Annotated in this window: 17 protein-coding genes; 12 read left to right on the top strand and 5 right to left on the bottom strand. The window is 58.6% G+C overall.

Translation table 11 applies throughout. The features are described 5' to 3' along the window. Nucleotides 1–109 precede the first annotated feature (109 nt). On the bottom strand, nt 110–535 hold the full coding sequence (locus ACR0I8_RS17415) for a heme-binding protein (protein WP_170375053.1): 426 nt from the start codon (nt 533–535) through the stop codon (nt 110–112). A gap of 82 nt (nt 536–617) precedes the next feature. Continuing rightward, nucleotides 618–2,753 carry a malate synthase G gene (locus tag ACR0I8_RS17410; RefSeq protein WP_170691890.1) on the bottom strand — a complete coding sequence of 712 codons (2,136 nt, stop codon included), beginning with the start codon at nt 2,751–2,753 and terminating at the stop codon, nt 618–620. A gap of 207 nt (nt 2,754–2,960) precedes the next feature. On the opposite strand from ACR0I8_RS17410, the gene pepN reads away from it, so the two are divergent. From pepN to ACR0I8_RS17375, 7 genes are all read left to right on the top strand, one after another. Beyond that, the gene (pepN, locus tag ACR0I8_RS17405; RefSeq protein ID WP_170691888.1) at nt 2,961–5,513 is read left to right on the top strand and encodes an aminopeptidase N; all 2,553 of its coding nucleotides are present in this window, start codon (nt 2,961–2,963) and stop codon (nt 5,511–5,513) included. Next, nucleotides 5,510–5,938, top strand: coding sequence for a hypothetical protein (locus ACR0I8_RS17400; RefSeq protein WP_170554253.1), 429 nt, complete (start codon nt 5,510–5,512; stop codon nt 5,936–5,938). Before pepN ends, ACR0I8_RS17400 begins: the two co-directional genes overlap by 4 nt. A gap of 125 nt (nt 5,939–6,063) precedes the next feature. After that, nucleotides 6,064–7,317 (top strand): hypothetical protein, encoded by a 1,254-nt coding sequence (locus ACR0I8_RS17395; protein WP_170691886.1) that lies wholly within the window; start codon nt 6,064–6,066, stop codon nt 7,315–7,317. A gap of 69 nt (nt 7,318–7,386) precedes the next feature. Beyond that, on the top strand, nt 7,387–8,898 hold the full coding sequence (gatB, locus tag ACR0I8_RS17390; protein ID WP_170660668.1) for an Asp-tRNA(Asn)/Glu-tRNA(Gln) amidotransferase subunit GatB: 1,512 nt from the start codon (nt 7,387–7,389) through the stop codon (nt 8,896–8,898). 88 nt (nt 8,899–8,986) lie between these two features. After that, the gene (gene pepT, locus ACR0I8_RS17385) at nt 8,987–10,231 is read left to right on the top strand and encodes a peptidase T (RefSeq protein ID WP_170691885.1); all 1,245 of its coding nucleotides are present in this window, start codon (nt 8,987–8,989) and stop codon (nt 10,229–10,231) included. An 80-nt stretch (nt 10,232–10,311) separates the two neighbouring features. After that, a complete protein-coding gene (locus tag ACR0I8_RS17380) occupies nt 10,312–10,722 on the top strand; it encodes a DUF4177 domain-containing protein (RefSeq protein ID WP_170660666.1) in 411 nt (136 codons plus the stop codon). Nucleotides 10,723–10,864: 142 nt separating this feature from the next. Next, nucleotides 10,865–11,764, top strand: coding sequence for a hypothetical protein (locus ACR0I8_RS17375; protein ID WP_480526619.1), 900 nt, complete (start codon nt 10,865–10,867; stop codon nt 11,762–11,764). A gap of 6 nt (nt 11,765–11,770) precedes the next feature. On the opposite strand, the gene ACR0I8_RS17370 is transcribed toward ACR0I8_RS17375, so the two are convergent. Continuing rightward, a complete protein-coding gene (locus ACR0I8_RS17370; protein ID WP_170660665.1) occupies nt 11,771–12,025 on the bottom strand; it encodes a BolA family protein in 255 nt (84 codons plus the stop codon). A 107-nt stretch (nt 12,026–12,132) separates the two neighbouring features. Between ACR0I8_RS17370 and ACR0I8_RS17365 the strand changes: the two genes are divergently transcribed. After that, complete coding sequence (locus tag ACR0I8_RS17365) at nt 12,133–12,759, top strand: J domain-containing protein (RefSeq protein WP_170467975.1); 627 nt, start codon at nt 12,133–12,135, stop codon at nt 12,757–12,759. Nucleotides 12,760–12,766: 7 nt separating this feature from the next. On the opposite strand, the gene ACR0I8_RS17360 is transcribed toward ACR0I8_RS17365, so the two are convergent. Then, nucleotides 12,767–13,663: a Hint domain-containing protein gene (locus tag ACR0I8_RS17360; RefSeq protein WP_170691883.1), complete on the bottom strand. Its 897-nt coding sequence runs from the start codon at nt 13,661–13,663 to the stop codon at nt 12,767–12,769. Between the two features lie 529 nt (nt 13,664–14,192). On the opposite strand from ACR0I8_RS17360, the gene cobS reads away from it, so the two are divergent. The 4 genes from cobS to ACR0I8_RS17340 all read left to right on the top strand — a co-directional run bounded on the left by cobS (nt 14,193) and on the right by ACR0I8_RS17340 (nt 19,453). After that, nucleotides 14,193–15,179: a cobaltochelatase subunit CobS gene (gene cobS / locus ACR0I8_RS17355; protein ID WP_170691881.1), complete on the top strand. Its 987-nt coding sequence runs from the start codon at nt 14,193–14,195 to the stop codon at nt 15,177–15,179. 120 nt (nt 15,180–15,299) lie between these two features. Beyond that, complete coding sequence (gene cobT, locus ACR0I8_RS17350; protein WP_170643028.1) at nt 15,300–17,177, top strand: cobaltochelatase subunit CobT; 1,878 nt, start codon at nt 15,300–15,302, stop codon at nt 17,175–17,177. Nucleotides 17,178–17,260: 83 nt separating this feature from the next. Further along, a complete protein-coding gene (locus ACR0I8_RS17345) occupies nt 17,261–19,051 on the top strand; it encodes an aminopeptidase P family protein (protein WP_170691879.1) in 1,791 nt (596 codons plus the stop codon). 60 nt (nt 19,052–19,111) lie between these two features. Then, a complete protein-coding gene (locus ACR0I8_RS17340) occupies nt 19,112–19,453 on the top strand; it encodes a DUF427 domain-containing protein (protein ID WP_170375024.1) in 342 nt (113 codons plus the stop codon). 26 nt (nt 19,454–19,479) lie between these two features. On the opposite strand, the gene ACR0I8_RS17335 is transcribed toward ACR0I8_RS17340, so the two are convergent. Continuing rightward, complete coding sequence (locus ACR0I8_RS17335; protein ID WP_170467984.1) at nt 19,480–20,145, bottom strand: outer membrane beta-barrel protein; 666 nt, start codon at nt 20,143–20,145, stop codon at nt 19,480–19,482. Nucleotides 20,146–20,456: the final 311 nt, after the last annotated feature.

Below are 20,456 nucleotides of genomic sequence, written 5' to 3'. Positions count from 1 at the left end.
CCGACGGGACATTGTCACAATCGGACTACCATTGCCCGCTAAACGTGCAATGCAAAAAGTCCAATTTGGGCAAGAGAGCCCTCGCAGGCTCTCCCCTTCTTCAAGGAAATCAGCTTTCACCAACAAGGTTCGCGGCTTCGATCCCTGCCATCGCAGCAAGCACGTCATTGTCCGAGGTGTCGCCCGTCACGCCGACAGCACCGATCACGGCACCTTTCTTGTCGCGCAACAGCACACCGCCCGGCACCGGAACCACCTGCCCGCCATAGACGCCGTTCACCGCAGCCATAAAATAGGCCTGCGCTTCGGCCCGCTGCATCTGCGCCGTCCCGGCCATACCCAACATGACCGAGCCATAGGCCTTGCCCCGCGCAATTCCAAAACGTCCCGGGGCCGCGCCATCTTCGCGCTCGAACGCAATGACATGACCGCCCGCATCCAGCACAACGACCGAAAGCGGTTTCAATTCCAACCGGTGCCCCTCTTCCAGAGCTTTACGAATGATGGTACGCGCCTTGCGCAAGGAAATTGCCATCCCTGATCCCTTTCATCTGGCTAAAAATATCCTCGGGGAAGCGCGAGGGGGCAGACAGCCCCCTCGTTCCCGTCTTATCCACTTAACCCAAGCTGGCTTTCAACTCCAAACGGCGGGCATGCAGAACCGGCTCGGTATAACCCGACGGTTGCACACGCCCCTTGAACACCAGATCGCAGGCCGCCTGAAACGCGATACCATCAAAGCCGGGTGCCATCGGGTGATAGGAAGCGTCACCTTCGTTCTGTCGGTCCACAACAGCAGCCATCTTCTGCATCGCCGCCATCACCTGTTCTTCGCTGACAACACCGTGGTGCAACCAGTTGGCCAACGCCTGGCTAGAAATCCGACAGGTCGCACGGTCTTCCATCAAACCAATGTCGTTCAGGTCCGGCACTTTTGAACATCCGACGCCCTGATCGACCCAACGCACGACGTAGCCCAGAATACCCTGCGCGTTGTTCTCGACCTCACGGGTGATCTCATCATCGCTGAGGTTGCGGCCACCCAGCAGCGGAACGGTCAGCAAATCCTCCAACGTGCCGCGCGCGCCACCGGCGGCCAGCTCGTCCTGACGGGCCAGAACGTCGACCTTATGATAGTGCGTGGCATGCAAAGTCGCAGCGGTTGGCGAGGGAACCCATGCGCAAGTGGCACCGGATTGCGGATGGCCGATCTTAGCCTCCAGCATATCGCCCATGCGATCGGGCATGGCCCACATACCTTTACCAATCTGCGCCTTGCCTTTCAGGCCGCAGGCCAGACCGATATCGACGTTGCGATCCTCGTAGGACGCGATCCATGGTGTGTTTTTGATGTCGCCCTTGGGCAGCATCGGGCCTGCCTCCATCGAGGTGTGGATCTCGTCCCCGGTCCGATCAAGGAAGCCGGTGTTGATAAAAGCCACGCGAGATTTCGCGGCCCGTATACATTCCTTGAGGTTGGCCGAGGTCCGGCGTTCCTCATCCATGATACCCAGTTTCACGGTGTTGCGCGGCAAGCCCAGGATGTCTTCGACCATGTCGAAAATCTCGACCGAGAAGGCGACCTCTTCCGGGCCATGCATCTTGGGTTTCACCACATAGACCGACCCGGTGACCGAGTTGCCGCCGTCGCGCGCCAGATCATGCATGGCGATCAACGTGGTGCAAAGAGCGTCCATGAGGCCCTCGCCGATCTCGTTGCCCTCGGCATCCAGCACGGCCGGGTTGGTCATCAGATGGCCCACGTTACGAACCAGCATCAGCGAGCGGCCTTTGAGGCGCCCCTCAGCGCCGTTCACGTCTGTGAAGTCAAGATCAGCCGCTAACCGGCGGGTAAATGTCTTGCCGGACTTGCTGACCTCTTCGGTCAGGTCACCCTTCATCAGACCCAGCCAGTTACCGTAGGCAACAACCTTGTCGGCTGCATCCACACAGGCCACGGAGTCCTCGCAATCCATGATCGTCGACAACGCGGACTCGAGCCGAAGGTCCGAGATGTTGGCCGGATCAGCAGCGCCGATCGCGCTGATTGGGTCGATCATGATCTGAATGTGAAGACCGTTGTTTTTCAACAGAACGAACTCGGGCTTGTCAGCCGCGCCGCCATGGCCCACAAAGCTCGAAGCATCCGCCAGAGCAGGAACCAAAGCACCTGCCTCAATGCTCAGCTTTGTGACGTCCGCCCAGGATCCACTGGCCAGTGGCACGGCATCGTCGAGAAACGCCTTGGCCCATGCAATGACACGCGCGCCGCGGGCAGCATCGTAGCCTCCACCCGCAGGCAAATCACCCATCGCATCCGTGCCATAGAGCGCGTCATACAAGCTGCCCCATCGGGCATTGGCGGCGTTCAGAGCAAAGCGCGCATTGGTGATTGGCACAACCAGCTGAGGGCCGGGCGTAGCGGCGATCTCGGGGTCGACATTGGCGGTTTCGATCTGGAAGTCTTCGCCCTCTTCGACCAGATACCCGATCTCGTGCAGGAACGCTTGATAAGCATCGGCGTCGTGGTCCTGACCTTTGCGATCCAGGTGCCATGCATCCAATTGGTCCTGAATCTCTTTGCGTTTGGCAAGGAAGGCGCGGTTCTTGGGACCCAGTTCGGATACCATCCGCGACAGGCCATTCCAGAAGGTCTCGGCGGTGGCACCGGTGCCGGGCAAAGCCTTACCTTCGATGAATGCGACCAGAACCGGATCGACCTGAAGTCCGCTGCGTGTCTGTCTGCTGGCCATTATCTTCCTCTCCCACGAATGTACGCCACTGTATGCCGCCAGCATGTAGAGCGAAAGTTTCCGATAGGCAACGTATGCCGCTACGTTCTGGTAAGAAAATCTTACCAAAATGACAAATCACCTCCACAGACAGCGGATACAGGTGGCTTGCAGCCCTGCCGCGATGCCCCTAACGTCGCCCTCGACCCAAGTTTTGCGAGGCCCCCGATGCGCGACGCCGCCCCCACCACAATCTATCTGAAAGACTACACCCCGTTCGGGTATCTGGTGGACAACGTGCATCTGACATTTGATCTGGCAGCAAATGCCACCCGCGTCACATCCCGCATCGCCTTTCGTCCGAATCCAGAGGCCAGCGATCGCACCTTTTTCCTGCATGGAGAGCAACTGAAGCTGATCCGCGCCTCCATCGACGGTGCCGACGTATCCCCCTCCCTCACGCCTGAGGGGCTGACGGTTGCCGCCCCCGACGCCCCCTTTGTCTGGGAGGCGGAGGTTGAGATCGACCCCGGCAATAACACCGCGCTTGAAGGGCTCTATATGTCGAACGGCATGTATTGCACCCAGTGCGAGGCCGAGGGATTCCGCAAGATCACCTACTACCCGGACCGCCCCGACGTGATGTCGACCTTCACGGTGCGTATCAATGGCGACCTTCCGGTGCTGCTGTCCAACGGCAACCCGTCCGGCAAGGGCGAAGGCTGGGCCGAATGGACGGATCCGTGGCCCAAACCTGCCTATCTGTTCGCGCTTGTCGCAGGCGACCTGACCGCGCATCCCGGTCAGTTCACCACAATGTCCTGTCGCGATGTCGAACTGAACCTATGGGTTCGCCCCGGCGATGAAGGCAAATGTGCCTTCGGGATGGAGGCGCTCAAGAAGTCCATGAAATGGGATGAGGACGTCTACGGCCGCGAATACGATCTGGACGTGTTCAACATCGTAGCCGTGGACGATTTCAACATGGGCGCGATGGAGAACAAGGGGCTGAACATCTTCAACTCTTCAGCCGTTCTGGCCAGCCCGGAAACCTCGACCGACGTAAACTTCGAACGGATCGAGGCGATCATCGCGCATGAGTATTTCCACAACTGGACCGGCAACCGCATCACCTGTCGCGACTGGTTTCAGCTTTGCCTCAAAGAGGGCCTGACCGTTTTCCGCGATGCGCAGTTCACCTCGGATATGCGCTCGGCGCCAGTCAAGCGCATCCACGACGCCATCGACCTGCGCGCACGGCAGTTCCCCGAGGACAATGGCCCGCTATCGCACCCTGTTCGGCCCGAGAGTTTTCAGGAAATCAACAACTTCTACACCTCAACCGTCTATGAGAAAGGTGCCGAGGTTATCGGCATGTTGAAACGTCTGGTCGGGGATGAGGCCTATGGTAAGGCACTGGATCTCTATTTTGACCGCCATGACGGGCAGGCCTGCACGATCGAGGATTGGCTGCAAGTCTTCGAGGACACAACAGACCGCGACCTGAGCCAGTTCAAACGCTGGTACAGCCAGTCCGGCACTCCGCGCGTTTCCGTGGCCGAGGATTGGGCGGATGGCACCTACACACTGACGCTGAGTCAACGCACCGAGTCGACTCCGGGACAGGAGGACAAGCAGCCTCAGGTTATTCCGGTCGCTGTCGGCCTGCTGGGCCCGAACGGAGACGAGGTTCATGCAACCGAAGTGCTGGAACTGACCGAGGCCGAGCAGAGCTTTTCCTTCACCGGTCTATCTGCCAAACCCGTGCCCTCAATCCTGCGTGATTTCTCGGCCCCTGTGATTCTTGAACATGACACGTCGAATGCTGAGCGCGCCTTTCTGCTGGCCCATGACACCGATCCGTTCAACCGCTGGCAGGCCGGGCGCTCGCTGGCCGAGGACACTCTGCTGCGCATGATCACCGAAGAGGCGACGCCGGATTCCGACTATCTGGATGGTCTGTTGGCTGTGCTGCGCGATGAGACACTAGACCCGGCCTATCGGGCCTTGATGCTGGGCATTCCGACCCAATCCGAACTGGCCGCCGCCCTACATGACAAGGGCGTCACACCCGACCCGATGGCCATCTGGACCGCTGTCGAGACTCTCCGTCAAGCCACTGCGCAACACGTACAGGATCTTCTGCCCAAGCTGCACAGCGAAACACTTGTGGACGCCCCCTACCAACCGGATGCGGCGCAATCCGGCAAACGTGCATTGGGCGGAGCAGCGCTGGCTCTCACCTCGCGGCTGGACGGCGGCAGCAAGGCGGCAGACGCGTACCAAACTGCCGACAATATGACCCTGCAACTGACCGCCCTGTCCTGCCTACTGCGTGCGGGCAAAGGTGAGGCGGAACTGAGCGCGTTCTATGACCAGTGGAAACATGACCGGCTGGTGGTCGACAAGTGGTTTGGCCTGCAGGTTTCGATGGCCGCCCCTCAGACCACGGTCGAGGCCGCACGTACCCTGACAGAGCATCCTGATTTCAATTGGAAAAACCCCAACCGGTTCCGTGCCTTGATGGGATCGCTGGCCATGAACCATGCGGGCTTCCATCAGGAAGACGGAGCGGGCTATACCCTGCTTGCCGATTGGCTGATCCGGCTGGACCCGGTGAACCCGCAGACCACGGCGCGTATGTGTTCAGCGTTCCAGACTTGGAAGCGTTATGACGCCGACCGTCAGGCGCTGATGCGCGAGCAGCTGCGCCGGATCGCCGACACGCCCGATCTGTCACGCGACACGACCGAGATGGTCTCGCGCATCCTCGGCGCATGACCTCTTTCAGTTTTACACGGCAAAACCGGAACCCGCGTGTGGTGGTCTTGCTGATCTGCATCTACGCAGTGCTGATCGGCCTGATGCTTTTCCTGAACGCGGCATGGTGGTTGATGGCGTTGCTGGCGCTGGCGACACTGCCGGCCGTCTGGGATATTGTGAAAGACACCAGCGCCGGGGTCGAACTGACCGGCGAGAAAATACGCTGGTTCACCGGCCAACGCAGCGGCGAACTGGACCTGTCCGAGGTTGACCGATTCCGATTTGACACCCGCTGGGATTTCTCTGTTCGCATCTCGGCAGTGCTGAAATCGGACAAGCGCGTCCGCCTACCGGATGAGTCGCTACCCCCACACAAAGAGTTCGAAGACGTGTTGCAGCAGGCGGGATTTACCGTTGAACGTCATCATTTTAGGGTTTTTTGAAACAATCCCAAGCCCAAGGGCTAATTGAACACATCTCGAACTAAAGCGCGCAACGACTCCTTGAAATAGACACAGTTTTTGGCAAACTGGATGCGTTACACGTTTGTTACAGTTCGAGTTTTGCCATGTTTCGGTCTTTTAGGGCGGCTGCCGCCCGTATTTTCGGCTCTTCCAGTCCCACCTCTACGCCTTTGCCTGCGTCGGTCGCGGATGCAACGGCATGGCTTGTTGCCTCGGGGCAGTTGAACATCCCTATTGCGGAAACAGATGACACCACCGGTCATCAGGTGATCGAACGCGGACGCCATCTGGCGCGTCAGGATATGTGGGTCGAACTCTCGCAAGAGATGCGGGCCGCGGATGACGCACGCGAAACAACACCATGCGGCCAGCCAGTTGCCGACCTGTTGGGTTTCGGGGCCCGCGCGGATGTTGTGTTGGCTGCGGAACATGCTCTGTCGGATGGCAGATCCCAGTCAGACTATGACTTTCTGGCAGGCATCTCTGAACTGGAGGGTGAAATTCAGAACCACCCCGATGATCCTATGATCGCCCTTGTGGTGGCATTGGCTCATATTGATTTGGCTTGGGCATGGCGTGGGACAGCAGACCCCAAAGACCTGCCTGCCCTGCATCAATCCCGGTGCGCCGCGCATTTCGACCGCGCTGCGGATTTGCTGAAGGACTGCCGCTCTGCCATGCCGAACAGCCCAGCAATTGCCGCTGCGGATTGTGCCCTTTTGTCGGGCCACATCAGCCCGCGCACCCGTGTAGCGGACAAATACGAAGCGCTGATCACTCTTGACCCGCAAAACCATCGCCACATGCGCGCAATGGGCAGCCATCTTTTGCCACGCAGGTTCGGGACCTACGACCAGCTAGAAGTTCAGGCCCTACGCAACGCCGCGCGCACTCAAAAAACATGGGGCGCAGGTGGCTATACCTGGGTTCAGTTCGATGCAATTGCACTGGATGACGAAGCCTGCGCGCGTGTGGATGTCGAGTATTTTCTGGAAGGTCTGCACGACATCGTTGAACGCCGCCCCGACCAGCAGACAATCAACCTGTTGGCGGCCTATTGTTCGGTCACGCTGCAAAACGGGATGGGCCGCAACCCTCAGGCCGACATCGCCCGTAAACAGATTTGCGAGGCTGCAAACTGGTTGATCCGCGATCACCTGACCGAGCTGCACCCCCTGATCTGGGCCCATGCGGCGAACGGGTTCAGCAACAGCCTGCGCGTCAACTCGACCGAGCGCTTCGCCGCACGTGGCCGCCGGGATGCGCTGCGCGCGATCGCCAATCAACTGCGCGAGGAACTGCGCAGTGGTCAAAGCGTGACCTTTACGCCGACGGGGTTGCAAGTCTCAGGGAACTAACCCCTTGCCCCTTTGGCGCGCCGGGCCTAATACGCAAGCCTAGACTTCTGCGGAAATTAGAGGCGCGCCATGCTCGACCTGACATACGAAATGCCGAAAATCAAAACCATTGCCGGGGCCAAGCACGATTGGGAGCTGGTGATCGGGATGGAGGTTCACGCTCAGGTCTCGTCCAATGCCAAGCTGTTTTCCGGCGCGTCGACCCAATTCGGAGCCGAGCCGAACTCGAACGTGGCTTTCGTTGACGCGGCGATGCCGGGCATGCTGCCGGTGATCAACGAATATTGCGTGGAACAGGCCGTGCGCACGGGTCTGGGCCTGAAGGCGGATATCAACCTGAAATCGGCTTTTGACCGCAAGAACTATTTCTACCCTGACCTGCCGCAGGGCTACCAGATTTCGCAGCTGTACCACCCCATCGTGGGCGAAGGTGAAGTGCTGGTTGAGATGGGCGACGGCACCGCGCGCATGGTTCGCATTGAACGCATCCACATGGAGCAGGACGCGGGCAAATCGATCCACGACATGGACCCGCATATGTCCTTCGTCGATCTGAACCGGACGGGCGTTTGCTTGATGGAGATCGTCTCGCGCCCCGACATCCGCGGCCCCGAAGAAGCCGCCGCCTATATCGCCAAGCTGCGTCAGATCATGCGCTATCTGGGCACCTGTGATGGCAACATGCAAAACGGCAACCTGCGCGCGGACGTGAACGTCTCGATCTGTTTGCCGGGTGCTTATGAGAAGTACCAGGAAACGCAGGACTTCTCGCATCTGGGCACCCGCTGCGAGATCAAGAACATGAACTCGATGCGCTTTATCCAGCAGGCGATTGAAGTCGAAGCCCGCCGTCAGATCGCCATCGTTGAAAGTGGTGGTGAGGTCGAGCAGGAAACCCGACTGTACGATCCGGACAAGGGCGAGACGCGGTCCATGCGGTCCAAGGAAGAAGCACATGATTACCGTTACTTCCCCGATCCCGATCTGCTGCCGCTGGAGATTGAACAGGCATGGGTCGATGACATTGCATCCAAACTGCCCGAACTGCCCGACGCTAAAAAGGCCCGGTTCATCGAAGCGTTCAGCCTGACCGACTATGACGCCTCGGTCCTGACCGCCGAGGTGGAATCGGCTGCGTATTTCGAAGAGGTCGCGCAAGGCCGCAACGGCAAACTGGCCGCGAACTGGGTAATCAACGAGCTGTTTGGCCGCCTCAAGAAAGAAGACCACGACATCACCGACTCGCCCGTATCTCCGGCGCAGTTGGGAGGGATCATCGACCTGATTTCCTCGGATGCCATCTCGGGCAAAATCGCCAAGGATCTGTTCGAGATCGTCTATACCGAAGGTGGTGACCCTGCGCAGATCGTCGAAGAGCGCGGCATGAAGCAGGTCACAGACACGGGCGCGATCGAGGCCGCTTTGGACGAGATCATTGCCACCAACCCGGCGCAAGTTGAAAAGGCCAAGGTAAACCCGAAGCTGGCAGGCTGGTTTGTCGGTCAGGTAATGAAAGCCACCGGCGGCAAAGCCAACCCCAAGGCCGTTAACGAGCTGGTTGCCCAAAAGCTGGGTTCGTAAGCCCGTTTTCACTGTTATGCGACGGAGTCAGGCCACCCGCTTGACTCCGTTTTCTTTTACGCCCTTTCTTCCGCGCAGGAGAGGTGCCATGACCAGAAAATTCGATCAGGAACTTGAAGACCGTCTGATGCGCTACGCGGCCATCGACAGCCAAAGCGATGAGACATCGCCTTCGACCCCGAGTACGCCCATTCAGTTCGACATGCTGAACCTGTTGCAGCAAGAGCTGACGGAAATAGGCGCGCAGGATGTCGAGATGACCGGCGACAGCGTCGTTGTGGCAACCATTCCTGGCACCGCCGAAGGGCCGACCGTGGGGTTCCTGGCCCATGTCGACACCGCCCCGCAATTCAACGCAACCGGTGTCAAACCACGCGTCATCAAAGGCTATAACGGCGGTGAGATCACCTTTCCTGACGATCCCGATCTGGTTCTGTCGCCAGGCGAGCACCGTTATCTGGCCGAAAAGATTGGACATGATCTGATCACCGCTTCTGGCACCACTCTGTTGGGCGCTGATGACAAGGCCGGCGTGTCCATCCTGATGACCATGGCGCGGCACCTGATCGAAAATCCAGACATTCCACACGGGCCCATCCGCATTGCTTTCACCCCGGACGAAGAAATCGGGCGCGGTGTGACCGAGCAACTACCCAAAGACCTCAAGGCCGATTTCGCTTATACACTAGACGGGCAAGAGGTGGGCGAGATCGAATTTGAAAGCTTCTCGGCCGACCGTGCGGTGATTAAGATCACCGGCGTGTCGATCCACCCGGGGCTGGCCAAGGAAAAGATGGTCAATGCCACCCATCTGGCCGCAAAGATCGTGCAAACCCTGCCGCAGGCGACGTTGACCCCCGAGGTGACCGACGGGCGCGAAGGGTTCATCCATGTTACCGACATGAATGGCGGCTCGTCCGAGATGGAAATCAAGCTGATCCTTCGGGATTTCGAGATGGAAGGTCTTGAGGCCCAGCGCGACCTGGTGCGCAAGGTCTGCGACGCCGTTCAGGCCTCCGAGCCTCGCGCGACCATCACCTGCGATATCAGCCATCAATACCGCAACATGCGCTATTGGCTCGAGAATGACATGACCCCCGTCGATCTGGCGCGCGAAGCCTGTCAGGAACTGGGGATCGAACCTCTTTCGGTTCCGATCCGCGGCGGCACCGATGGCTCCCGCCTCACCGAATTCGGCACACCCTGCCCCAACCTGTTCACTGGAATGCAGTGCATTCATGGACCGTTGGAGTGGATTTCGGTCCAGGACATGGCGCTGGCGACCGAACTCTGCCTCTCGGTTGTGGTCAAGGCGGCGCAGAAGACCGGCTGATTTGCGCCACTTGCGCAACGTCTCTTTCACCCGGCGACCTGCGTGATAAGTTGTCGGCCAAAGGTACAAGGGAACAGTCGATGCCGCGCTACGAATACAAAGTCATTCCGGCCCCGCAAAAGGGCGCGAAGGCCAAAGGCGTCAAAACGCCAGAGGGCCGCTTTGCCACCTCGGTCGAGCAGGTGCTGAACGAAATGGGCCAACAGGGATGGGAATACCAGCGTGCCGAGTTGCTACCCAGCGAGGAACGCTCGGGCCTGACCGGATCAACCACAAATTGGCGCAACGTGCTGGTTTTTCGGCGAGTGATTGAGGCCGAGTCCACCGAGGTAGTGGCCCCTGTGGCCACACCATCGCCAACCGAAACGCCCGAAGGTGTGCCCTTGGCTCAGCCCGTTCCCGGGCCAGATGCGGTTCAAGCCCCGGAACCAATTTCAGCCGAAGTAGATGAGCCGCCGTTGACGTTGAAACCGAGCGAAGAGGCCAAGTAAAACGCATCCAGACCGCACGGACTAGAGGGTGTGGTTTAGATAACACGGATTGAGCCAACGAGACTCAGGCGGTCATCCGTTCCTGAGTTTTGCTCGTATCGTTCCAAAACATCCTTCGTCACAGAACAGGACCACGGTCGCGATGAAACCTTGCACCGCTCTTCTTTGTTTCCTCTCCGCATTCGCCTGCCAGATCGCGCTGCCTGCCGCCGCACAACAACGTCTGGGTTGGGTCAGCCAGATCGACGGGCTCGCCGCATATCAGGGCAGCGCCGATCTGGATCAGGGTGGAGACTTCAGCGCGACGCGATCGTTCCTGCGGGCCACCGGGCTGTACCGATTTGATAGCGAAACGTCACTTGGCATCTCGGTCAGCTACGGGCAGCTAGACTATGACTTCAGCGCGGCAGACAACCAGCCTTGGAACGACATTCGTGACATCCGAATATCAGCTCCTCTGCGGTTTCAGGCTGGACAGCGGGCCAGCGTGTTCGTGTCGCCTCAGGTCAGGTGGGACTATCAGAAAGGCGCCGCATCTTCAGATGGTCGTACCTATGGTGTTTTTGCGGGCGTTGCGTGGCAGATCAGCGAAAGCCTGACCATAGGACCGGCCTTTGGCGCCTTCACGCAATTGGAAGATAGTGGTGTCGATCTCTTTCCGGCGCTTTTGGTGGATTGGGACATCAATGATCGCTGGAACCTGAACACCGGTTCCGGAATCGGTGCGACTCGCGGGCCGGGTCTCACCCTCAGCTACGCGTTGAATGACGATTTCAGCCTCTCGCTGTCGGCCCGATCCGAAAAAATTCGCTTCCGGCTAGACGACGCGGGGTTGGCTCCGAGCGGGATCGGCGAAGACAAGAGCCTCCCCGTGGTTGCGTCGCTCAGCTATGCTCCGAATCCGGGCGTGTCTTTAACCGTCTTTGCTGGGGCCGAATTCGATGGCCGACTGACACTGGAGGACGAAAACGGCAACGAAATCAGCCGCCAGAGCTATGACACAGCGCCTTTGGTCGGCCTCGCTTTTCGACTCCGGTTTTAGACGAAATTAAACGCCAATATCCAACGCCAAAGCATGGATACGCGGTACAATGTCGCCCAGCGCTTTGTGAACGGCGCGATGCCGGGCCACGCGAGATTGGCCTTCGAATGCGGCGGCACGGATGCGAACGTTGAAATGGCTCTCGCCACCTTCCTGAAACCCTGCATGACCCCGGTGGCTTTCGCTGTCATCCACCACCTCAAGCTCACGCGGATCAAAGGCGGCCTGCAGTCGGGTTCGGATTTCGTCAGTCACAGTCATTTTTACGCTCAACGGCAAAAAACTTGCCGCTCCCCTCTTCTACTTTCGGCTGCTTAGACTAAACTGCTGCCTCCGAGTCGAGAAGATGCGTTCTTAAGGATCACAGCATGACGAAATCAGACCCTTTCGGATTCGATATGTCCGTCTCCAGCGCCAAGAAAAAGAACCCGCGCGGGCGTCGGGGCATGTCGGGTGCATCTGAGACCTCGGTGCGAATCTGTGATCATCCGGGTTGTGAAGAACCCGGCAAGTACCGCGCCCCCAAGGCCCCGGACGTTCTGGATGACTTCTACTGGTTCTGCCAGCAGCATGTGCGCGAGTACAATCAGAAGTGGAACTTCTTCGACGGCACAACCGAGGCCGAACTGAACGCACAACGCACCAAGGACAAAGTCTGGGAGCGTGAAACCAAGCCCATGGGCGACCCCGAGGCACGTGCCTGGGCGCGTCTGGGCATCGAAGACCCGCATCAGGTTCTTGGCGCAAACAGCACCCAGAACAAAGGCCGCACCTCGGGTGGCGGTGGCCGTCGCCTGCCCCCCACCGAACGCCGTGCCATCGAGATTCTGGAGGCCAATGACAGCTGGTCCAAAGCCGAAGTTCGCAAGGCTTACAAGAAGCTGATCAAGGTGCTGCACCCGGATATGAACGGCGGTGACCGGTCTCAGGAAGAGCAACTGCAAGAGGTCGTCTGGGCCTGGGATCAGATCAAGGACAGCCGGAACTTTAAGTAAAACGCTCTTACCCTGGCAACAAATCCCGCAATACTTCTGCTTCGGGTCGCTTCAGACAACGCAAGTGTGTCCGCTGTCGTTGCGCCGAAGCCGGATTACTAAGCTCGGGAAACAAGGCATGCAATTCCTCGACGTCTTCGCGTTGGAATGATTTCAACGCAAGATCACCAAGGAACAAGCTTTCGCTTTGCAAACCATGTGACGAAAGGACCACGTGCCGACTACAGGCAATGTGGAAGTAAGTTACTGGTGCTTCAGGCGGCATCTGACGGATCAAACCATCATTCACCAGATGTATTGCGGCACAAAAAACCCGGGGCTCACCAAAAAGAAGCTCGGCCCGCCAACCTTCCAGCACAATTCGATGCTGGGGGGAAACAAATAAGTCTTGGCTGGGCAGGTCATCACCCAAAGCGCCGCGCTGAATCCGGACGGGCCTGAACTTTGGATTTTTGCGCAACGCGTTCGCGCTGAGAGTTCTTTTGCCTATCCAGATGATCGGCAAGGTTTGCCCGCCTGCCACACAAACCCGATCCCCAGCCATCAAAGATTCAACAGGGCGTGGCCCGCTTTCTGTGTCAATCAGCGTTCCGGCTACAAAACAAGGCGGGTTGACCGGATCGAGGTCACTCACGGTGATCTCCCAATTCCCGGTGCTGAGAGACCCGGTCGGATCGACACTATTGAAAGCGTAAATCTGCCCACCTACTTGGATAAAATCCGCGGTTTCACTGGTCCCGCGATAGTTCCCCTGACCAAGGTAGGTGTAGGGCACGAAGGTCGTGCCGCCATCGAAAGAAACCGTTTGCCCTGAGATAATCGCAGGTGTCGTTGATCCCTGAACTATGAGGTTACCAGTGCCACCGGTCTCAGTCACCGTGTAGAGGAGCGCGTCAAAAGGCATTCACTGCACCTTGCCGGTCGACAACAGGTAACAATTGAAGCCGCCCTGATTTAACAGAGGATATCGCGAACACCTTAACCCCCTACATAAAGCCCATTACACATGCGGACTTTGCTCATTTTACCCTTCAGTTAGGTCCATTCAAAGAAATATATAATTTCGTGAATTTTAATCCCAATCCGTCTCGGAGTGAGGCGTCCTCTTAACGATGATTGAATGAACGGGCCCTCAAACTTGTCCTTGAGCTGGAACTCAAGCCCGAGCCCAGACCGCGACTTGCCGTAGTTGCCACGCGAATAGAGACATCAGGTTTTCATAAGGTTGACGATTTATTGAAGAACCCAACCCAAGCCGCTTGCTCAAGGCTACTCTAACACGACCCCGCCCTTCCGGCAGATAAGGCCAGTTGATAAGAAACATCCTGTCAGCGTTTTTAGCGCGCGGCTTTCCCTTGCCCTTGGTCGGAATATGTTGCACCACACACGGGTTCAAACCCGGCAAGACGGGCCTAAGGATAAGGACAAGACGAATGGCTGACGGATCGATTGATATCAACGCAAAACCCACCGAAGAGATCTCGGTCCGTGACGTGTTCGGCATTGATACCGACATGGCGGTCAAAGGTTTTGCGGAACGTAGCGACCGGGTGCCTGCGATTGACCCGACCTACAAGTTTGACCCGGAGACAACTCTGGCGATCCTGGCAGGTTTTGCGCATAACCGTCGTGTGATGATTCAGGGCTATCACGGCACAGGTAAGTCGACCCATATCGAACAGGTCGCCGCCCGCCTGAACTGGCCCGCCGTACGTGTGAACCTGGACAGCCACATCAGCCGGATCGACCTGATCGGCAAGGATGCGATCAAGCTGCGGGACGGCAAGCAGGTGACCGAGTTCCACGAAGGCATCCTGCCCTGGGCGCTGCGCAATCCCGTTGCCATCGTGTTCGACGAATACGATGCAGGCCGTGCGGACGTGATGTTCGTGATCCAACGCGTGCTGGAGCATGATGGTAAGCTGACCCTGCTGGACCAGAACGAAATCATCACGCCGAACCCCAACTTCCGCCTGTTCGCTACCGCGAACACTGTGGGTCTGGGTGATACCACCGGCCTGTACCACGGCACGCAACAGATCAACCAGGCACAGATGGACCGCTGGTCGCTGGTCTCGACGCTGAACTACCTCAGCCACGACGCCGAGACGATGATCGTTCTCTCGAAAGCTCCGCTGTATAACACGGCTGAGGGCCGCAAGACCGTCAGCCAGATGGTCACCGTCGCCGACCTGACACGGACCGCTTTCATGAACGGCGACTTATCGACCGTGATGAGCCCACGGACCGTGATCAACTGGGCCCAAAACGCCGAGATTTTCCGCAATGTCGGCTATGCGTTCCGCCTGTCCTTCTTGAACAAGTGCGATGAGCTTGAGCGCCAGACAGTGGCTGAGTTCTATCAGCGCTGCTTTGACGAAGAACTGCCGGAAAGCGCGGCGAGCGTGAGCTTGGACTGACGCCGAATAGCGCCCGCTTCGGGCGCAATGCCTCCGGCGGAGGTATTTTTAGCCAGATGAAGGCGGATCCGGATTCCTGTTTGGTGGAAATCGGGACGGCAATGTGAAAGGCTTGGGGACATGGCACAAAAGAACGACAACCCTGCTGATCCGTTCAAAAAGGCTCTGGCCGAGGCTACAAAGGTCATGGCCGACGATCCGGAGCTTTCCGTAAGCTATACCGTCGATCCCTCAGGCCTTTCGGGCGAGGCCATGCGGTTGCCTCAGGTATCCCGCCGGATGACGCGCGAAGAGGTTTTGCTGGCGCGCGGAACCGCCGATGCCTTGGCCTTGCAGCGCCGCTATCACGATGACGCGACCCATATGCGCTATGCACCGCCGGGAGACATGGCGCGGGACCTTTATGAAGCGATGGAAACCGCCCGGTGTGAGGCGATGGGCGCGCGGGATATGCCCGGGACGGCCTCCAACATTGATGTCAAGATTAGCCATGAAGCCCTACGGCGCGGTTATGACCAGTGCAAGCAGCCCGCCGACGCGCCTTTGTCCGTTGCTGCGGGCTATCTGATCCGGCATCTGGCCACCGGGCGTGATCTGCCGCCGGCGGCTAATAATGTCATGAACCTCTGGCGTGGATACATCGAGGAACAGGCCGGCGGCACGCTTGAGAAGCTCGACGAAATCCTCTCGGATCAGGCAGAGTTTGCCAAGTTCACCCGTCAGGTGATCAAGGATCTGGGATATGGCGACCAGCTGGGTGATGATCCTGATGAGCTGGACGAAGAACAGGAAGATCAGGCCGAGGAAAACGCCGAAGAGCAGCCCGATCCCGACAGCACCGGACAGGATGATCAGGAGGAACAGGATCCTGACGCCACGCCCGAGCAGTCGCAGGAAGAGCAGCAGGATCAATCTCAGGCCCAAGTCTCGATGGACGAGATGGCCGAGGATGAGATGGGGGATGAGGCCGAGATGCCCGAGGGCGAGGCTCCGCTGGAGCCGCCTGCCCCTCCGCCTGCGTCCGAGGCTGATCCGGAGTACAAGGTCTACCTGAACACCCATGATGAGGAGATCGCGGCCGAGGATTTGGCAGAGCCTGCTGAACTGGAACGGCTACGCGCCTATCTGGATCAGCAGCTTGAACCGTTAAAAGGTGCGGTCAGCCGCTTGGCCAACAAGTTGCAGCGCCGCTTGCAGGCGCAACAGAACCGGTCGTGGGAATTCGACCGCGAGGAAGGTATTCTGGACGCCGGTCGTTTGGCGCGCGTGGTTGCCAACCCGACTACACCTTTAAGCTTCAAGGTCGAAAAGGACACCGAGTTCCGAGATACCGTGGTGACTCTGCTTCTTGATAATTCGGGCTCGATGCGGGGGCGTCCGATTTCGATTGCGGCCATCTGCGCGGATGTTCTGGCCCGGACGCTGGAACGTTGCAATGTGAAGGTTGAAATTCTGGGCTTTACGACCCGCGCCTGGAAAGGCGGTCAGGCCCGTGAAGCTTGGTTGAATGCAGGCCGCCCGCAACAGCCGGGACGTCTGAACGATCTGCGCCATATCATCTACAAGGGTGCCGATGCCCCATGGCGACGGGCGCGGCCCAATCTTGGTCTGATGATGAAGGAAGGGCTGCTGAAGGAAAACATCGACGGTGAGGCGCTGGAATGGGCCCATCGCCGGATGCTGGCGCGGCGCGAGGCGCGTAAGATCCTGATGGTAATTTCCGACGGTGCTCCGGTCGATGATTCCACGCTCAGTGTGAACCCGGCGAACTATCTGGAGAAACACCTGCGCGACGTGATCGCCATGGTCGAAAAGCGCAAGATGGTGGAATTGTTGGCCATTGGGATCGGGCATGACGTGACCCGGTACTATGATCGTGCGGTTACGATAACCGATGTGGAGCAATTGGCTGGCGCCATGACCGAACAGTTGGCGGCTTTGTTCGACAGCGACCCGCGCGCGCGGGCCCGAGTGATGGGGATGAAAAGGGCCAGCTGAGGCTGGCCTTGCCTCCGCCGGGTATTTTTTCAAAAAGATAAAGAGGTGGCTTGAAACCACACTTTGGCTTGAGGGAGGCAGGTATGTTTCAGTCTTTTGAGGTGACAGCACGGCCCGAACAAGGACCTCCGCGATTGGCTGCTTTGCGGCAGGAACTGGAGTGCGAAGGCTTGGACGGTTTTCTGGTGCCGCGCGCGGATGCGCATCAGGGTGAGTATGTGGCCCCTCGGGACGAACGACTGGCCTGGCTGACCGGGTTCACTGGCTCGGCCGGGTTTTGCGCCGCCCTGCGGGACGTGGCCGGGGTGTTCATAGACGGGCGCTATCGGACGCAGGTCAAGGCGCAGGTGGCGGAGGACTACACTCCGGTGCCCTGGCCCGATGTGAGCCTGAGCAGTTGGTTGAAACAGCAGTTGCCGAACGGGGGATCGGTCGGATTTGATCCATGGCTTCATTCCGCAGGTCAGATCAAAGCCGCGCAGACGGACCTTGAGGGAAGCGGGATCGAGTTGGTGCGCTGTGCCAATCTAGTGGACCGGATATGGCAGGATCAGCCCGCCCCACCGATGAACCCTGTCAAGGTACATCCGATTGAGTTTGCAGGGGAAACCGCTGAGAGCAAAATCACCCGACTGGCTGAAAGCCTGCGTGACGGCGGGCGGAGTGCGGCGGTGATCACTTTGCCCGACTCGATCATGTGGGTGTTGAACATTCGCGGCTCGGACATTGCTTACAACCCGGTCGCCCATGGCTTTGCCATTCTACATGCGGACGGTCGTGTTGATCTGTTCATGGCTGCAGCAAAACTAGGCGAACTGGGAGAACATCTGAGCCCTCAGGTTTCGGTTCACCAGCCTGATGGATTTCTGGACGCCGTTGCTGCCCTAGAAGGTAAGGTTCAGGTCGATCCGGGCACAGTGCCTCAAATTGTAGCGGATGCGCTTGGGGACCGGATGGTTGATGGAGGCGACCCTTGCGCCCTGCCCAAGGCTCGCAAAAACCCGGCCGAGATTGCAGGCAGCGCCGAGGCCCACCTGCGCGACGCCGTTGCCGTCGTCGAAACGCTGTTCTGGCTGGATCAGCAAACGCCGGGGCAGATCAGCGAAACGCAGGTCGTGACCCGGCTGGAAGAAGCCCGTCGGCGGGACAATGCGCTACAGGATATCTCATTCGACACGATCGCCGGAACCGGCGCCAACGGGGCGATCATGCATTACCGCGTGACGGAAGAGACCGACAGCACCTTGCAGGAAGGTCATTTGTTGGTGCTGGACAGCGGCGGGCAGTATCTGGACGGCACCACCGACATCACGCGCACCATCGCAATAGGTGAGGTCGGAGAGACCGAAAAGGTCTGCTTTACCCGCGTGTTGAAAGGCATGATCGCCATGTCGATGTTGCGCTGGCCAATTGGACTGGCCGGGCGCGATATCGAATGCGTGGCGCGCGCGCCTCTGTGGCAGGCGGGGCAGGACTTCAACCACGGCGTCGGTCACGGTGTCGGCGCGTATCTGAGCGTGCATGAAGGCCCGCAACGCCTGTCGCGCGTCAGCCACGTACCCTTTGAGCCCGGTATGATCCTGTCGAACGAACCCGGCTATTACCGCGAGGGCGCGTTTGGCATCCGGATCGAAAACCTGATTGTCGTAGAGGAAGCACCGTCGCTGCCCGACGGCGATGCGGAACGGGCCATGTTGCAGTGGCGCACGTTGACCTATGTGCCCATAGACCGCCGCCTGATCCTGGTCGACATGCTGACCGCGCAGGAACGGGATTGGCTGAACAGTTATCACCGCGACGTTGCGGAAAAAATCAGGCCAAGGCTGGGCGAGGACGCTCAACTGTGGTTGGATGCCGCAACTGCGCCAGTTTGACATCAGACTGTCACATAAAATGGGCAAAGGAGAGGCCCTGACAAGAACGAGGGAAAAGACATGGTTGAAATCACGATCACCGAAGCACCCGGCAAATGGAGCGTCCGCTCTGGTGGGGCCATTCTGGGCGAAAGCTCGAACGCGCTAGAGCTGCGCGAAGGTGATCTGGAACCCGTGATCTACTTTCCCCGTTCTGACATCGCGATGGCCTTCCTGGACCGTACAGACAAGGTGATTCACTGCCCACACAAAGGCGATGCCACGCATTTCTCGATCGTGAACAAGTCCTCGGTCACCGAAAACGCGGCCTGGAGCTTTGAGGCCCCCGGCAAGGAGACGGCTGGCCTCAAAGACTATCTGGCTTTCTACCCGGTGGACTCGATCAAGGTCGAACAGATTTGAGGGCCGGAATTACTTAGTTACGTCTGTCAGAAACTGTAGCTGTACCCAAGAATGAGCGAGTGCGACGAGTAGCGGCCATCCGTGAGATCTGTCGGGATGAACACTTGGGTCGTGGTGAAATCAAGATCGCCGGTCGTCTTGTAACGGTACCCGATGTCGATGTTTCCGCGTTCCCCTACTTGGAAGCGGCCACCAAACCCCAATTGCCCTGCAATAGCGGTGTCACTGTCATCGACCAATGTGACGCCAGCACCGGACTGACCGTCGTGGGAAACCCGCGCAAACCCAAGTCCCCCGCCAATATAGGGCTTGAACCTGCCCTGCACCGGGATGTCATACCAGAGGTTTACCATCCCGAATGTCGCATCAAAGCTTCCGTCGTACTGGGTAAACGGGCGGCCGATTTCCTTTGTATCATTCGAGGCGTGTGAAAGTTCGAATTCGGCCCGCAGATTAGGCGCGACCTTCATTCCGACGGCCAGTCCGTAGGAGATTCCAGTGTCGGTTGTGATGGTGCCTTGACCGACCACGATTGAAGGAACCGTTTGAAAGAAATCAAAATCATAGTCGCCCATATCGGTAACACCGAGAAAGCCAGTGACATAGGGCGCCTCCTGCGCGCGAGATGGGGCAGCTCCAATCATCGAGATCGCAACCGCCGCTGTCAGCCAAGAAAATCGTTCGTAAGACATGCCCAAACCTCAATCAGAGTGACTTTCATGAGAAGTTCGTCAATCAGGCTAGGAGACACCGCACTTTCAGACAATGTGTTCAATTCAAAGAGAAGCCCATAGTGGCCCGCCCGCCACCAAAACCTCATGAGTGTTTGTCGGCCAGTGTCGACGCGAGCAAAGAGGTGCGATCAAAATCGTACGCATACCCAGGAAGTCCGACCCCAACACATAGAAAATGGGCAAAGCGGTGAACTGTGCGAGGGAGAGGCGCCCATGCCAGCCAAAGCGCGCGACGCGGCTAACTGCTAGGCATCGCATTGGTCATGGGA

It is taken from the genome of Ruegeria sp. BG9 (genome assembly GCF_056538305.1).
The sequence above is the reverse complement of the archived record's forward strand: the minus strand, read 5'-3'. Positions and strand labels throughout refer to the sequence as shown.

Bases quoted from the DNA above. Each gene is read 5' to 3' on its own strand.
- ACR0I8_RS17415 (WP_170375053.1), bottom strand. From the start codon at position 535: ATGGCAATTTCCTTGCGCAAGGCGCGTACCATCATTCGTAAAGCTCTG.
- ACR0I8_RS17410 (WP_170691890.1), bottom strand. From the start codon at position 2,753: ATGGCCAGCAGACAGACACGCAGCGGACTTCAGGTCGATCCGGTTCTG.
- pepN (WP_170691888.1), top strand. From the start codon at position 2,961: ATGCGCGACGCCGCCCCCACCACAATCTATCTGAAAGACTACACCCCG.
- ACR0I8_RS17400 (WP_170554253.1), top strand. From the start codon at position 5,510: ATGACCTCTTTCAGTTTTACACGGCAAAACCGGAACCCGCGTGTGGTG.
- ACR0I8_RS17395 (WP_170691886.1), top strand. From the start codon at position 6,064: ATGTTTCGGTCTTTTAGGGCGGCTGCCGCCCGTATTTTCGGCTCTTCC.
- gatB (WP_170660668.1), top strand. From the start codon at position 7,387: ATGCTCGACCTGACATACGAAATGCCGAAAATCAAAACCATTGCCGGG.
- pepT (WP_170691885.1), top strand. From the start codon at position 8,987: ATGACCAGAAAATTCGATCAGGAACTTGAAGACCGTCTGATGCGCTAC.
- ACR0I8_RS17380 (WP_170660666.1), top strand. From the start codon at position 10,312: ATGCCGCGCTACGAATACAAAGTCATTCCGGCCCCGCAAAAGGGCGCG.
- ACR0I8_RS17375 (WP_480526619.1), top strand. From the start codon at position 10,865: ATGAAACCTTGCACCGCTCTTCTTTGTTTCCTCTCCGCATTCGCCTGC.
- ACR0I8_RS17370 (WP_170660665.1), bottom strand. From the start codon at position 12,025: ATGACTGTGACTGACGAAATCCGAACCCGACTGCAGGCCGCCTTTGAT.
- ACR0I8_RS17365 (WP_170467975.1), top strand. From the start codon at position 12,133: ATGACGAAATCAGACCCTTTCGGATTCGATATGTCCGTCTCCAGCGCC.
- ACR0I8_RS17360 (WP_170691883.1), bottom strand. From the start codon at position 13,663: ATGCCTTTTGACGCGCTCCTCTACACGGTGACTGAGACCGGTGGCACT.
- cobS (WP_170691881.1), top strand. From the start codon at position 14,193: ATGGCTGACGGATCGATTGATATCAACGCAAAACCCACCGAAGAGATC.
- cobT (WP_170643028.1), top strand. From the start codon at position 15,300: ATGGCACAAAAGAACGACAACCCTGCTGATCCGTTCAAAAAGGCTCTG.
- ACR0I8_RS17345 (WP_170691879.1), top strand. From the start codon at position 17,261: ATGTTTCAGTCTTTTGAGGTGACAGCACGGCCCGAACAAGGACCTCCG.
- ACR0I8_RS17340 (WP_170375024.1), top strand. From the start codon at position 19,112: ATGGTTGAAATCACGATCACCGAAGCACCCGGCAAATGGAGCGTCCGC.
- ACR0I8_RS17335 (WP_170467984.1), bottom strand. From the start codon at position 20,145: ATGTCTTACGAACGATTTTCTTGGCTGACAGCGGCGGTTGCGATCTCG.